The following is a 12,346-nucleotide window of genomic DNA, read 5'->3' as shown; positions in this document are numbered from 1 at the left end:
CAGACTCGCCGGTTCGCGTCAACTGTTGGTTAAGAAGGCCCGTCATGTCCGTATTCCATCCCCTGCTGGTCGCCGCACAAGACGGCGCAAACGCCGTGCCGATCCGCTTCGTCGGTCCGGATCAGGCGCTGGACGGCGCCGTGCGCCCCTGGGCCGATCTGCACGGGTTCGAGGGCAAGCCGGGTCAGCTTCTGATCGCGCCCCAGGGCGACGGGATTGGCCAGGTCCTGGTCGGAACGGGGCCGGTCTTCGATCCGATGGCGGCGCGGGGCCTGTCCGCCCGCCTGCCCGGCGGCCTCTATCGCCTTGAGGCTGAACCGCACGAGGCCCAGGCCGCCGCCCTGGCCTTCCTGTTGGGGGCCTATGTCTTCGACCGCTACAAGGCCCGGCCGGACAAGACGCCGGTGCGGCTGGTCGCGCCCGAGGGTCTGGACGTCGCCGAGACCTCGCGCATCGTCGCCGCCTGCGCCCTGGCGCGCGAGATGGTCGATACGCCTGCCGCCGACATGGGACCGTTGCAGATCGAGACCATCGCCCGCGAGATCGCCGAGAGCGCCGGGGCCGCGATCACGGTGACCGAGGGCGACGCCCTGCTGGAGGCGAACTATCCCGCCGTCCACGCCGTCGGCCGGGCCGCCGCGCCGCACCGGGCCCCGCGCCTGATCGAGATCGGCTGGAAGCTGGACCAGGCCGATCTGCCCCTGGTGGCCCTGGTCGGCAAGGGGGTGGTGTTCGACACCGGCGGGCTGGATCTGAAACCCGCCGCCGGGATGCGGAACATGAAGAAGGACATGGGCGGATCGGCCCACGCCCTGGCCCTGGGGCGGCTGGTCATGCAGGCCGATCTGCCGGTGCGGCTGGTGGTCATCGTGGCGGCGGTGGAGAACGCCGTCTCGGCCGACGCCTTCCGGCCGGGCGACATACTCAACAGCCGCAAGGGGCTGACGATCGAGATCGGCAACACCGATGCGGAGGGGCGGTTGATCCTGGCCGACGCCCTGACGCGGGCGGGCGAGCATCGGCCCGACCTGACCCTGGACTTCGCCACCCTGACCGGGGCGGCGCGAATCGCCCTGGGGCCGGACCTGCCGCCCCTCTATACCGACGACGACGCCCTGGCCGAGGGCCTGCTGGCGGCGGCGACCGCAGTGCGCGACCCCCTGTGGCGGATGCCGCTGTGGGCCGGCTATCGCAGCGCTCTGGACACCGAGATCGCCGACCTGAAGAACGACTCCTCGGCCTGGGCCCAGGCGGGGTCGGTGACGGCCGCCCTGTTCCTGCAGCGCTTCGCCCCGACCACCGGCGCATGGGCGCATATGGACATCTTCGCCTGGAACCCCCGCGCCCGGCCCGGCTATCCCGAAGGCGGCGAGGCTCAGGCCCTAAGGGCTTGTTTCCACTATTTGAAAACGCGGTTCTGTTGATTTCTTTCAGAAAAAAGACGGCTGTTAACGGCCCCTTCGGCATCTGCCGATAGGGTTTGGGTTCAACCATGCGAGTCCACGTTTGACCGACGTCCTCGACCTTCTTCCGACCGGCGACCGTCTCGCTCGCCCCGACCTCGCCGAACAGGCGCTGGAAGGGCTGGTGCGCGCGTCCGCCTATCGCAAGACCGAGCCCATGCATTGCCGCGTCGCCGTGGCCGACATCCTGTCGGACCGCGACGCCCGCATCGACCAGCTGCTGCACGGCGAGATCTTCGACGTTCTGGACCGGGCCAACGGCCGGGCCTGGGGCCGGGCGCGCCGTGACGGCGTGGTCGGCTGGGTGGTGCTGGACAGTCTGTCGGCCGGGGCGCCCCTGCCGACCCGCCGCGTCGCCGCCGTGGACGCCGCCTTGCCGCTGAACGCCCTCGTGGTCGAGACGGCCGAAGGCCTGGCCGAGACGGATCTGCAACCCGTCGGCGATTTCGAACGCGACCTGGCCGCCGTGGCCGAACGCCTGCTGGGCCGGCCGCACGAGTTGGGCGCCCGCTCCTCCGTCTCCACCGACTGTTCCGGCCTGGTGCAGCAGGCCTTGCTGGCCTGCGGCCTGCCCGGTCCGCGTCGCTCCGACGCCCAGGCCGAACTGGGCCAGGCGGCCCCCGCCGGCCCGCACCTGCGCGGCGACATCGTGGTCTGGCTGGCGCCCGGCGGCGATCAGGACTGGACCGGCCATTCGGCCCTGATGATCGACGCCGAACGGATCATCCATTCCACCGGAGACAAGGGCGGGGTCGTGATCGAGGCCCTGGCCGAGGTCGAGGCGCGCCTGACGGCCGAAGGTTTCGCCTCCGCCGTCTTCCGCCGCCTCTGATTCAATCCCGCATCGTCCGCATCGCCCCCAGCCGCGCGAAGGCCAGGGTCAGGGCCTTGCGTCGCGCCGGCGCCAGCGGACTGACCGGCGCCGTCCGCACGACAGCCCCGCCGAAGCCGTCGGCCACGATAAGCCCGGGCGCCTCCGGCAGGATGTCCTGCGGAAACTCCGGCGCGACCGCAAAATACAGGGCGTCGCAGAACGGCCCGTATTCCTGCCATTTGCGGTCGACGCGATAGTCCTCCACCCCTGACTTGACCTCGCAGATGACGATGTCGCCCTTCGGCCCGACCGCCATGACGTCGGCCCGCCGTCCATTGGGCAGGCAGACCTCGAGCAGGGGCGCATAGCCCATGTCCAGCATCAGCCGCGCCGTCCCCCGCGTGACCGACAGGGTGGTTTCCGGCCGACTGAAGACCAGTTCGAGCGAGACTGCGGTGGCGGCCATGCCGGATTTATGTTCCGGATACGTTCCGGACGCAAGCGGCGGATCGTCCGGCGGCCCCGATCGGGCTCAGGATTATGGATGGGCTCCTGGGAGGGGATGCGCCTCAGGCGATCTCCTCGACCTCGCCGTCCAGATCCATCAGGGCCAGCTCGACCTCCACGTGGGGGTGGCGCTGCTTGATCGCATCGCGCAGGGCGTGAAGCTGCTGAGTGTGGACCGCCAGTTCCTTGTCGGGCGTATCGACGGTCTCGGCGCCCAGAAGGACCTTGTAGGCGCCGCAGTCGCGGTGGTCGATCACCATGACCTTGTGGATGTGGTGGAGGTCGATGGCGACGTCCATGTGGGTCCAGAAGGTCTCGCCCCAGCTGGGGAATTTGTCGGTCAGAGCGCCCAGCGAGGCGCCGGCCAGGACGACGTGGTCGTATTTGTCATGGAGACCGTGGCCTTCCATATAGGCGATGGTGTCATCGGTCAGGCGATAGTCCATGCAGGTCAGCAGCAGGATGTCGGTGTGGCCCCGCGCCCGGGCGACGCCGGGCGCCAGGGTGGACAGCAGGCTGACGCCGCCGCCCAGGGCGATCAGACCGAAGGCGCTCCGGCGCGACAGGGTGGGAGTGTTGTGGGCGCAGCAGTCGGTCACGATGATCGCTCCGTGGTTGAGGGCGATGTCACGGGTAACCGCGTTCGTCCAGCTTGACTATTCAGTAGTCGTGCGGACCAGGGGGATAATACGGCCTTAAGGCTTGGGGGCGGGCGAGCGCGGCGTGTTGCGACGTCGATCCGGGCCTCTCAGCGCCCCGTGCTGACCACCCGGCTCATGTCCAGGCCCAGGGCGCGGGCGCGGGCCATCAGGCGGCTGCGTTCCGCCGCGGAGACGCTCTGGTCGCGATGCCAGATCCACCAGTCGGACTTGTTCGGCAGGGCCAGGATGGCCCAGCTGTATTCCGGATCATGGACCCAGACCCAGTAGTTCTGGCCCGCCAGACCGCCGAAGCTGAGCAGGCCGGGCAGGGTGAAGCGGAATTTGGCGTTGGTCGTGGTGTCGGCGATGCGGGCGTTGGCGCGCAGCACCTCGTTGCGCCCGTCGGCGCGGCGGGTGCAGGTGACGACGATGCCGTAGCGGTCGGGTCGATCCTGACGCGTGAAGTCGATCTGGGCCCGGCTGCAGTCCTTCTGGACGTCGTTATGGCTGCGCTCGATCTCGAACCAGCGGCCGTCGAACCGGTCCAGATCGACGGCCCGCGACTGGGCCAGGGCGGCGGAGGGCAGGGCGATCAGGGCGGCGGCGACGAGGGAGGCGGTAATCTGGGCGGCGCGGATCATCGGGCGTATCCTCGTTCGGGTTTGAAAAACGGATACGTTGCAAGCCGGCCTTCGGTTGCCGTCAGGGGTTCAGGCGCGCCCGATTGACGGCCCAGTCGGCGCGCGTCTGACCCCACAGGTCGATGACATGATCCTGCATCGGCTCGGGCAACTGGCCGCGTCCGCGATTGATCGAGCCCAGCCGCGTCGCCACCCGGGCCGAGGGCAGGTTGTCGGGATCGATACAGTGGATCACGTCGTCCCAGCCCAGCACGTCGAACGCGTAGTCCATCGTCGCGGCTGCGGCCTCGACCGCATAGCCCTTGCCGGTGGCGTCGCGGTGCAGGCTCCAGCCCACCTCGCGGCCCGGCCAGCCATAGGGGTGGAGGGGGCCGATCCGTCCGACCCATAGACCGGTCGATTTTTCCAGGATGGAGAACATGCCCTCGCCCGTCAGGGCCCACATGCCGGCGACGGCGCAGAGGGTGCGCCAGACCTGGGGCGGGGACTGGACGCCGCCGATGAAACGGGCGGTCTCCTCATCGGCCATGAATTCGGCCCAGCGCGGAAAATCCTCGACCGCCGGCGGACGCAGGATAAGCCGCGCCGTCTCCAGCGTCGGACCCAGGGTCACGTGCGGCGGAACGGCGTAGGTCACAGCAGATACTCCCGCTCCAGCGCATACTGGCTGCCGTCGCCGGTCAGGACGCTGGAATAGAGGCCGAAGCGGTCGATGCGGATGGGCGGCGAGTGCAGCAGATTGTGGCCCGCCATCCAGGCGCCGATCCGGTCCGGGTTCGTCTGGGGCTTCAGATAGGCCAGGGTGACGTGCGGGCGGTAGTCGCGGGCCTCCAGCCTCAGGCCCGCGCGTTCGCCGGCCTTCTTGCAGCGGCCCGCCAGGACGGCCAGCCTTTCGTTGGGCGTCTCGACCCCGGCCCAGAGGGTGTGGCTGCGGTGATCGTCGCCGAAGGCGCCGACGCCCTTCAACACGATCTCGAAGGGGCCTCCGGCGACGCGGGCCAGTTCGGAGGCCAGGTCGTCAGCCCGGCGCTCGTCGGTCTCGCCGTAGAAGGCCAGGGTGACGTGCAGGGCGTCCAGGGGTCGCCAGCGCGCGCCCGGAAGGCCCGACTGGCGGCGTTTCAGCGTCTCCTCGACGTCCGGCGGCAGGGTCAGGGCGGTGAACAGGCGCAACATGCGACCGAAGGTAGCGGCAGGAACCGCGCCCTCCAAGTCCGGTTTTCCTTGCAGTGGAGCCTGTGGCTCACGATATTCGAGCCCTGTGATCGGAGAAGTCTCTCCGGCCAATCGGAGAAAGCACGTCGCCATGAGCGATTTCAACAACGGCTACGCCCGCCCCCTGCCGCAGACGGCCGACATGTCGGTGGACGCCGGCCTGCGCGGCTTCATGCTGGGCGTCTACAACAAGCTGGCTCTGGGCCTCGTGGTCGCGGCGGCCCTGGCCTATGTCACCGGCAATGTGCCGGCGGTGCAGCAACTGCTGTTCGGCGTGACGCCGGACGGCCGCGTCGGCCTGACCATGCTGGGCATGATCGTCCAGTTCTCGCCCCTGGTGCTGCTGTTCGGCTCGATGTTCTTCATGAAGAACCCGACGGCCAAGGGCGTGAACCTGCTGTACTGGGCCGTGGTGGCCTCGATCGGCGCGGGTCTGGGCGTCCTGTTCCTGCGCTATACGGGCGCATCGCTGGCCTCGACCTTCCTGGTCACGGCGGCGGCCTTCGGCGGTCTGAGCCTGGTGGGTTACACCACCAAGAAGGACCTGACAGCCATGGGCACCTTCCTGATCTTCGGCGTGATCGGCCTGATCGTCGCGATGATCGTCAACATGTTCATGCAGTCGGGGACCCTGTACCTGATCATCTCGGGCCTGGGCGTGCTGATCTTCGCGGGTCTGATCGCCTATGACACCCAGCGTCTGAAGATGACCTACTACGCCCTGGGCGGCGACCAGAACGCCATGGGCGTGGCCACGGGCTTCGGTGCCCTGAGCCTGTTCATCAACTTCGTGAACCTGTTCCAATTCCTGCTGGCCTTCATGGGCGGCAACCGGAACTAAGACCTGTCGCAAGACGGACGCGGAAAGGGCCCCTCGCGGGGCCCTTTCTTTTTGCGGCATAGTGTTTACGCCTTGGCTCGACCAAATGGGGGTGAGCGATGTTGAAACGCGGACGGTGCTTGGCTGGGCTTGTCGCAAGCTTGCTCATTACATCGTCGCTCGGGGGGTGCCTGACATTGGCCGCTATTCAGAGGGCCAATGAGGAACGAGAAGTTTCGCAACGTTTGCATGCGGGGGCCGTCGAGCAATCCTGGTTCGAACGCGAGGGGTTTCCACTTTCGGGCAATGTCGAGGTGAAGACTCCTACAATCATTGCGACGCCGGACGGCTCTCGGCCGGTGGAGCCGGAAACTCTGACCTGCGAGGGGCTGTCCGCCAGACTGATCCCAGACACGCCGCATCATCGCTGGGTTCTGGAACATCGATTAGGCTTTGCGCTGGAGCCCGGCGGCGAGTGGCGAAGCGGCGTTCCGGGTCTGCATCGCTGGGCTTGGCCGGAAAGCCCAGCCTATGTCCAAGATGTCGAATGCGGTTCCGGCGGCGTGTTCAGCTTCCCGAAGATACCCGACGGGCGGTACTTCTTCATGGCGGGTCTCAACTCACCTTCTTATGATTCCGCGAGTCGAGTGGATTTCGTCCTGAAACCCGTAGTCGTTTCGGGCGGGCGTCGACGCCCGCAGTTGATAGTCGTCATGGAGTACGGGGCCGTCTCGCGGCCGTCGAAGAAATAGGCCCGTCTTAATCCACCACCTGGAACTTCCGGCCGTCGAACACCCGTAGCGCCTGGGCCAGGTCGCGGCCGCGTTTGAGGATCTGGCCGCCTTCGCCGATGATCGCCCACTGGCCCTGGCGCGCCTGGAGCGCTGGGCGTTTCTCGATGCGGTAGAAGGGGGCGTCGCCCGACCGGCGGAAGACGGCGAACTCGGCGAAGTCCTTGTGGCCGACCATGGCGTAGTCGCGCCATTCCCCCTGGGCGACCATGCGGCCATAGACCCGCAGGATCAGGTCCAGCTCGCGCCGTTCGAAGAAGACCGTGCCGGATTGGGGCTGGGCCTCGTGCGGGGTCATGCTCATGGTCTGAACTTAGTCGCCCCGGCGAGCGGCGCCAGAGGGGTCTGGCGGGGAAGAAAACGCCCGCGACACCAAATGGCCCTGTTTCGGTCCTTCGCCCGCCCGTTTGGAAGGCGAGATACCGATCATCGGCTCGTCGGAGTTCGGAAGCGTCCGGATCCTGAACAGCCCCCCCCAGCCCCCTGGATGTTTCCACAAAGGGCTCCGGCGGCCGATGCTTCCTCCAAGCGAGCGCCCGCCTTGCCGATCCCCTCCCCCTCCCAGGCAAGGCGGGTGTTTCTTTCTGGAGCCAGGCTCGGGTCGGATGCGCCACGGTCGGCGCCCGACCCGAAGCCTTTAGGCCGCACCCTCAGGCCGTAAGAGGGATTTCCAGGTTCACCGTCACCGTATCGCCATTGCGGCGCGCCTCGACCGCGGTCGCGCCCGCCGATCCGCGCAGGGCCTCGGCCGCCGCGCGGGCGTCTGCGACCGGGGCGCCCCCGACTGAAGTAATGATGTCGCCGGCGATCAGTTCGCCCTGGGCCGCCGCCGAGCCGCCCTCGACAGCGACGACCTGAACCTCGCCATCGAGGTCGCGCAGGGTGGCGCCGTAAGCCAGCACCCGGTCCGCGCCGATATGGACCGCGCCCTCGACGGGGGTCGCAACCGTCAGGGCGGTCGTGGCCTCGTGCCCGGCGCGCAGATAGACCACGTTCAGGCTGGACCCCGGCGCGGCGACGCCGACCGTGGCGTTGACCGACCCGGCGTTGGCCACCGGCCGGCCCTGGATGCGGGTGACGACGTCGTCGTCGCGCAGGCCTGCCCGTTCGGCCGGCGAGCCGGGGGCCACGTCGGCGACCACGGCCCCGCGCACGATGCCCAGCCGCATCTCGCGGGCGCGTTCGGCGGTCAGGGAGGCGAAGATGGCCCCGGTCTCGCCGCGCTTGACCTCGCCGTGGGCGCGCAGCTGGTCGGCGACATACAGCATGATCCGCGTGGGCACGGCGAAGGCGATGCCGTCATTGCCCCCGCCCATGCCGCCCGACAGGATCGAGGTGTTGATCCCGATCAGCCGCCCCCGGCTGTCCAGCAGCGGCCCGCCCGAATTGCCCGAGTTCACGGCCGCGTCGGTCTGGATATAGTCCTCGACGGCGTCGCCCAGGCCCGAACGGTTCAGGCCCGAAATGACCCCCATGGTCAGGGTCTGGTCCAGGCCCAGCGGATATCCGACCGCAAAGGCCAGGTCGCCGGTCCGCAGGGTGTCGGAATCGACCGTCTGGACCTGTTTCAGGTTCAGCGGCCGGCCGTCGGGCACGATCTTCAGCACGGCGATGTCGGTGGCCTTGTCCGCCCCGACCAGGACGGCGTCGAACAGGCGGCCGTCGGTCAGGTCGACGGTGAATTTCCGCCCGTTCTCGACCACGTGGTTGTTGGTGATCAATATGCCCTGGGCCGCGTCGACGATGACGCCCGAGCCCGAGGCGTAGGGTTTGGGATCGTCGGCGTCCGAGCTGGGGCCGCGCGACTGGCCCAGGGTCGTCACCTGGACCACGGCGGGCAGGGAGGCCTCCAGGCCGGCGGCGAAACTGAAGACTCCGCGCCGGGCGTCATAGGGAAGATAGCTGGGGCCGGACTGCGCCGGAGACTGCGCAAGGACCGGACCGGCGAAGGCCAGCAGAGCGGCCGCAAGAGCGAGGGTCGAGGCGGCCGTGGAGCGAAGCGTCATCGAGATTTCCTTGATCGAGACGCGACTCTAGCCCGAGTTCTCGCGCATGACGATGGGCTCGGCGGCGGCTTGTTTCGGGCGGTTGCAAAACAAGGCTTGCGTCAGGCCCGCTCCCACATGACCATCGGCGTTCGCGAACACCCGGAGCCGCCGCATGAGCCAGACGACGATCGACCGCGCCCGCTCGGGTTCGACGGCGTTCGACCGCCTGTTCCGCGAGCACCCCCGCCAGGTCGGCGAGACCTATCTCCAGCATATGGCCGCCTCGGCCGTCTTCGGTTTCCGCCTGCTGCGGCTGGCCGGCGCCGCCTTCGCCCATGCCCTGATCCCTGGCGTGCACAAGACCACAGTCTCCACCGCCGTGCGCTGCATGGCCCAGGAAATGGGCGGCCGGGCGGAAGAGGCGAAACTGACCCGGATGCGCGATGCTGGGGTGTGGGACGTGGGGCTCTAGTCGGGTCGGGAACCGCCCGGCCATGCAATTGCCGGGGTTCGTGCTATATAGGCCGGCTAAACCGCATCCAGGATCGCCGCCTTGAGCATCACGCTCGATCTTTCCCGTGTCTCCAACGCGCCCGCTTTGAAGGCCCCCGTCAACCTGTCCGGTCTGACGCGCGCGGGCCTGCGCCAGGCGCTGATCGACGCGAACGTCTGTCCGCCCGAAAAGGCCAAGATGCGCGCCAGCCAGGTGTGGAGCTGGATCCACCACTACGGCGTCACCGAGTTTTCGGCCATGAGCAATGTGGCCAAGGACATGCAGGCCAAGCTGGCCGAGCATTTCACCCTGGCCCGGCCCGAGATCGTCGAACGCCAGGTGTCGAAGGACGGCACCCGCAAATGGCTGATCCGCACCGCCCCGGGCATCGAGATCGAGACCGTCTATATCCCCGACGTGGGCCGGGCCGGCGCCCTGTGCGTGTCCAGCCAGGTCGGCTGCACCCTGAACTGCACCTTCTGCCACACCGGCACGCAGAAGCTGGTCCGCAACCTGACCGCCGCCGAGATCGTGGCCCAGGTCCAGGTCGCCCGCGACGACCTGGAGGAATGGCCGTCTCCGAAAGAAGACCGCCGCCTGTCCAACATCGTCTTCATGGGCATGGGCGAGCCGCTCTACAATCTGGACCATGTCGCCGACGCCATCGACATCATCTCGGACAATGAGGGCATCGCCCTGTCGCGTCGGCGGATCACGGTCTCGACCTCGGGCGTGGTGCCGCAGCTCGACGCCCTTGGCACGCGCACGGCGGCCATGCTGGCCATCAGCCTGCACGCCACCAACGACGCCCTGCGCGATGTCCTGGTGCCGCTGAACAAGAAATATCCGCTGGACCAGCTGATGGCGGGCATCCGGGCCTATCCGGGCCTGTCGAACGCGCGGCGGGTGACGTTCGAATACGTCATGCTGAAGGGCGTCAACGACAGTCCCGAAGAGGCGCGGGCCTTGCTGAAGCTGATCGAGGGCATTCCGGCCAAGATCAACCTGATTCCGTTCAACCCCTGGCCGGGCGTCGAATACGAATGCTCGGACTGGAAGACGATCGAGCGTTTCGCCGCCATCCTGAACAAGGCCGGCTACGCCAGCCCCATCCGCACGCCGCGCGGCCGCGACATCCTGGCCGCCTGCGGCCAGCTGAAGTCCGAGAGCGAGAAGGTGCGGGCGAGCGCGCTCAGGAAGGCGGAGCAGGCGGCGGGGGCGGAAGCGGCCTGAACGGACGATTGTAGACCATCCACCAAGCGACATAGCCTGCGGCCGCGCCGGGAAAAATGAGCAGGTATGGCGGAACGATAGGCCAGAGAATCCACTGGGCCAGACTCGCGCTGGGCGCGCCAATCACGGCCCCGACCAAAGGCGAGCGCAGCCCCATTCTGTGCGTCATGGCCCAGGCTGGCCAGCCCACCATCACGATGCCGATGAGAAAGACGGGCGTAGCCACGCTGAAGACGAGGATTATCCCAATCAGCCAAGCGAAGAGGTGTGTCGGATAGTCCGTTGCTGAAAGCTGATCCCACATGGCCAAAAAAACGAGTTGACCCGAAAAGCTGGCTCCGCCCGCGACCGCTCCGAAGATTAAGGCGCGAAACAGATGGTCGAAGGGAATGCGCTCGCGGTTCATGCCGAAGCTCGCCCTAACTGAGCCGCCCGCTCCGTCATCGTCGCCGGCGTCCGCACGTCCCAGGCCAGACCCAGCCGTTCCAGCAACTGGATGAACCGGAACCCCCAGTCGCTCTGGCCGGGATAGAGGCCGATCTTCGCCGAGCCCGGATAGGCGTGGTGGTTGTTGTGCCAGGCCTCCCCCATGGTCGGGATGGCGGCCCAGGGCACGTCATGGGCCTGGACGCCCGCCTCGCGCACCAGCCAAGTCTGCGGGCCTCGACGGTGGGCCAGATGGCCGACGAACCAATGGCCGATGACGCTGGCCGAGACCCGGGCGCAGACGCCCCAGACCACGAAGCCCCAGCCGCCCATCAGCCACAGCGCCGCTGCGACAGGAAGCTGTTGCAGCATCCAGGTCCGTTCCAGGAACCGATAGAAGGGATCGCAGCCGATCCGGCCCAGATCGAAACGCGGCGGTCGTTCCAGCACCAGCCGGCAGTGCATCTGCCACCAGGCGTCGACCGCCATAGGCCGCCGGTGGGCCAGATAGTCGTGGCAGGCGGTCTGGCGCTGGGCCCAGTCGCGCATGTCGTGGCTGCGGATCATCCAGAAGGGACCGCTCATGCCGACCAAGGTCCCGAACCAGACCAAAACCCGCTCGAGCCACAGCGGGCATTCGAAGCTGCCGTGGATCAGCCGGCGATGGAATCCGACCGAATGGCCCAGCAGCAGGGTCGCCCCCGTCGTGACCACGAAGGCCGCGACAGCGGCCAGGCTGAAGGTCATGGCGCCGAAGATCAGGGTGGCCGCGAGCATGCCGCCGTTCCACAGCGAATGAAGCGGGTCCCAGACCACCCGACCCTCGGTCGGGCTGCAGCCGGGTGTCGCGACCAGGCTGTTCACGGCGCAGGGATCATGGTGGTGCATGTCGCGCCTCCCGGTAGGTAGTTAGGTAATCACTTAAACACCGAAATGAGTCACTGGCAAGCGGTTAGCAAATCGCTTAAATACCGCCCTATGCAACGCGTGTTCGAAGCCCTTTCCAGTCCCGTCCGTCGCAAAATCCTAGCCTATCTTGCCCACGCGGACCTGACCGCTGGCGAGATCGCGGCCAAGTTCGAGATCTCCAAGCCGGCGGTGTCCCAGCATCTGTCGGTGCTGGAGGTCGCGGGTCTGGTGACCAGCGAAAAGAAGGGCCAGTACGTTCACTACAGCCTGGCGCCCGACCAACTGACCAACACCCTGAACGGCTATGTCCAGGAGGTCTGCCCGGTCGCCAAGCCGCTGAAACGCGAGAGCGCGGCCCTGGCCAAGGCGCGAGCGAACACGCCGAAGGACGACGGTCTGTAATCTTTC

Annotated in this window: 16 protein-coding genes; 7 read left to right on the top strand and 9 right to left on the bottom strand. The window is 67.7% G+C overall.

Annotated features, from left to right (window positions below; all coding sequences use genetic code 11):
- The first annotated feature begins 44 nt into the window (after nucleotides 1–44).
- Both AC1RSI_RS03075 and AC1RSI_RS03070 read left to right on the top strand, forming a co-directional pair.
- Nucleotides 45–1,424, top strand: a complete 1,380-nt coding sequence (locus AC1RSI_RS03075; RefSeq protein WP_492322615.1) for a leucyl aminopeptidase family protein — start codon at nucleotides 45–47, stop codon at nucleotides 1,422–1,424.
- Between the two features lie 82 nt (nucleotides 1,425–1,506).
- Entirely contained in the window at nucleotides 1,507–2,295 is a 789-nt protein-coding gene (locus AC1RSI_RS03070) for a C40 family peptidase (protein ID WP_008259698.1), read from the top strand.
- Between the two features lies 1 nt (nucleotide 2,296).
- Here AC1RSI_RS03070 and mmcB read toward each other — a convergent pair whose 3' ends face one another.
- The 5 genes from mmcB to thpR form a co-directional block, all read right to left on the bottom strand.
- Nucleotides 2,297–2,743: a DNA repair putative endonuclease MmcB gene (mmcB, locus tag AC1RSI_RS03065; protein WP_291752269.1), complete on the bottom strand. Its 447-nt coding sequence runs from the start codon at nucleotides 2,741–2,743 to the stop codon at nucleotides 2,297–2,299.
- Nucleotides 2,744–2,846: 103 nt separating this feature from the next.
- The gene (locus AC1RSI_RS03060) at nucleotides 2,847–3,383 is read right to left on the bottom strand and encodes a carbonic anhydrase (protein WP_492322614.1); all 537 of its coding nucleotides are present in this window, start codon (nucleotides 3,381–3,383) and stop codon (nucleotides 2,847–2,849) included.
- A gap of 149 nt (nucleotides 3,384–3,532) precedes the next feature.
- Entirely contained in the window at nucleotides 3,533–4,066 is a 534-nt protein-coding gene (locus AC1RSI_RS03055; RefSeq protein ID WP_492322613.1) for a lipocalin family protein, read from the bottom strand.
- A 61-nt stretch (nucleotides 4,067–4,127) separates the two neighbouring features.
- Complete coding sequence (locus AC1RSI_RS03050) at nucleotides 4,128–4,703, bottom strand: GNAT family N-acetyltransferase (RefSeq protein ID WP_008262253.1); 576 nt, start codon at nucleotides 4,701–4,703, stop codon at nucleotides 4,128–4,130.
- Complete coding sequence (gene thpR, locus AC1RSI_RS03045; protein ID WP_008264190.1) at nucleotides 4,700–5,239, bottom strand: RNA 2',3'-cyclic phosphodiesterase; 540 nt, start codon at nucleotides 5,237–5,239, stop codon at nucleotides 4,700–4,702. The genes AC1RSI_RS03050 and thpR overlap by 4 nt, the downstream gene beginning before the upstream one ends.
- Before the next feature lie 130 nt (nucleotides 5,240–5,369).
- Between thpR and AC1RSI_RS03040 the strand changes: the two genes are divergently transcribed.
- Both AC1RSI_RS03040 and AC1RSI_RS03035 read left to right on the top strand, forming a co-directional pair.
- Nucleotides 5,370–6,119, top strand: coding sequence for a Bax inhibitor-1/YccA family protein (locus AC1RSI_RS03040; protein ID WP_008263679.1), 750 nt, complete (start codon nucleotides 5,370–5,372; stop codon nucleotides 6,117–6,119).
- A gap of 176 nt (nucleotides 6,120–6,295) precedes the next feature.
- Nucleotides 6,296–6,850 carry a hypothetical protein gene (locus AC1RSI_RS03035; protein WP_154726340.1) on the top strand — a complete coding sequence of 185 codons (555 nt, stop codon included), beginning with the start codon at nucleotides 6,296–6,298 and terminating at the stop codon, nucleotides 6,848–6,850.
- Nucleotides 6,851–6,857: 7 nt separating this feature from the next.
- Here AC1RSI_RS03035 and AC1RSI_RS03030 read toward each other — a convergent pair whose 3' ends face one another.
- Both AC1RSI_RS03030 and AC1RSI_RS03025 read right to left on the bottom strand, forming a co-directional pair.
- Nucleotides 6,858–7,193: a DUF2794 domain-containing protein gene (locus AC1RSI_RS03030; protein WP_154726339.1), complete on the bottom strand. Its 336-nt coding sequence runs from the start codon at nucleotides 7,191–7,193 to the stop codon at nucleotides 6,858–6,860.
- Nucleotides 7,194–7,539: 346 nt separating this feature from the next.
- Nucleotides 7,540–8,895, bottom strand: a complete 1,356-nt coding sequence (locus tag AC1RSI_RS03025) for a trypsin-like peptidase domain-containing protein (protein ID WP_008264152.1) — start codon at nucleotides 8,893–8,895, stop codon at nucleotides 7,540–7,542.
- 154 nt (nucleotides 8,896–9,049) lie between these two features.
- Here AC1RSI_RS03025 and AC1RSI_RS03020 point away from each other — a divergent pair, with 154 nt between their 5' ends.
- Both AC1RSI_RS03020 and rlmN read left to right on the top strand, forming a co-directional pair.
- Nucleotides 9,050–9,349 (top strand): DUF6356 family protein, encoded by a 300-nt coding sequence (locus AC1RSI_RS03020; RefSeq protein ID WP_008263032.1) that lies wholly within the window; start codon nucleotides 9,050–9,052, stop codon nucleotides 9,347–9,349.
- Between the two features lie 81 nt (nucleotides 9,350–9,430).
- Entirely contained in the window at nucleotides 9,431–10,603 is a 1,173-nt protein-coding gene (gene rlmN, locus AC1RSI_RS03015; RefSeq protein WP_035309125.1) for a dual-specificity RNA methyltransferase RlmN, read from the top strand.
- On the opposite strand, the gene AC1RSI_RS03010 is transcribed toward rlmN, so the two are convergent.
- Both AC1RSI_RS03010 and AC1RSI_RS03005 read right to left on the bottom strand, forming a co-directional pair.
- Complete coding sequence (locus AC1RSI_RS03010) at nucleotides 10,563–11,009, bottom strand: hypothetical protein (protein WP_040349827.1); 447 nt, start codon at nucleotides 11,007–11,009, stop codon at nucleotides 10,563–10,565. The genes rlmN and AC1RSI_RS03010 overlap by 41 nt on opposite strands.
- Complete coding sequence (locus AC1RSI_RS03005) at nucleotides 11,006–11,917, bottom strand: acyl-CoA desaturase (protein WP_008260768.1); 912 nt, start codon at nucleotides 11,915–11,917, stop codon at nucleotides 11,006–11,008. Before AC1RSI_RS03005 ends, AC1RSI_RS03010 begins: the two co-directional genes overlap by 4 nt.
- A 90-nt stretch (nucleotides 11,918–12,007) precedes the next feature.
- On the opposite strand from AC1RSI_RS03005, the gene AC1RSI_RS03000 reads away from it, so the two are divergent.
- Nucleotides 12,008–12,340, top strand: coding sequence for a metalloregulator ArsR/SmtB family transcription factor (locus AC1RSI_RS03000; protein WP_008263381.1), 333 nt, complete (start codon nucleotides 12,008–12,010; stop codon nucleotides 12,338–12,340).
- Nucleotides 12,341–12,346 lie beyond the last annotated feature (6 nt).

The organism is Brevundimonas sp. GW821-FHT10E09 (genome assembly GCF_058809375.1).
The sequence above is the reverse complement of the archived record's forward strand: the minus strand, read 5'-3'. Positions and strand labels throughout refer to the sequence as shown.

Bases quoted from the DNA above. Each gene is read 5' to 3' on its own strand.
- AC1RSI_RS03075 (WP_492322615.1), top strand. From the start codon at position 45: ATGTCCGTATTCCATCCCCTGCTGGTCGCCGCACAAGACGGCGCAAAC.
- AC1RSI_RS03020 (WP_008263032.1), top strand. From the start codon at position 9,050: ATGAGCCAGACGACGATCGACCGCGCCCGCTCGGGTTCGACGGCGTTC.
- AC1RSI_RS03010 (WP_040349827.1), bottom strand. From the start codon at position 11,009: ATGAACCGCGAGCGCATTCCCTTCGACCATCTGTTTCGCGCCTTAATC.
- AC1RSI_RS03040 (WP_008263679.1), top strand. From the start codon at position 5,370: ATGAGCGATTTCAACAACGGCTACGCCCGCCCCCTGCCGCAGACGGCC.
- thpR (WP_008264190.1), bottom strand. From the start codon at position 5,239: ATGTTGCGCCTGTTCACCGCCCTGACCCTGCCGCCGGACGTCGAGGAG.
- AC1RSI_RS03025 (WP_008264152.1), bottom strand. From the start codon at position 8,895: ATGACGCTTCGCTCCACGGCCGCCTCGACCCTCGCTCTTGCGGCCGCT.
- mmcB (WP_291752269.1), bottom strand. From the start codon at position 2,743: ATGGCCGCCACCGCAGTCTCGCTCGAACTGGTCTTCAGTCGGCCGGAA.
- AC1RSI_RS03030 (WP_154726339.1), bottom strand. From the start codon at position 7,193: ATGAGCATGACCCCGCACGAGGCCCAGCCCCAATCCGGCACGGTCTTC.
- AC1RSI_RS03055 (WP_492322613.1), bottom strand. From the start codon at position 4,066: ATGATCCGCGCCGCCCAGATTACCGCCTCCCTCGTCGCCGCCGCCCTG.
- AC1RSI_RS03005 (WP_008260768.1), bottom strand. From the start codon at position 11,917: ATGCACCACCATGATCCCTGCGCCGTGAACAGCCTGGTCGCGACACCC.
- AC1RSI_RS03000 (WP_008263381.1), top strand. From the start codon at position 12,008: ATGCAACGCGTGTTCGAAGCCCTTTCCAGTCCCGTCCGTCGCAAAATC.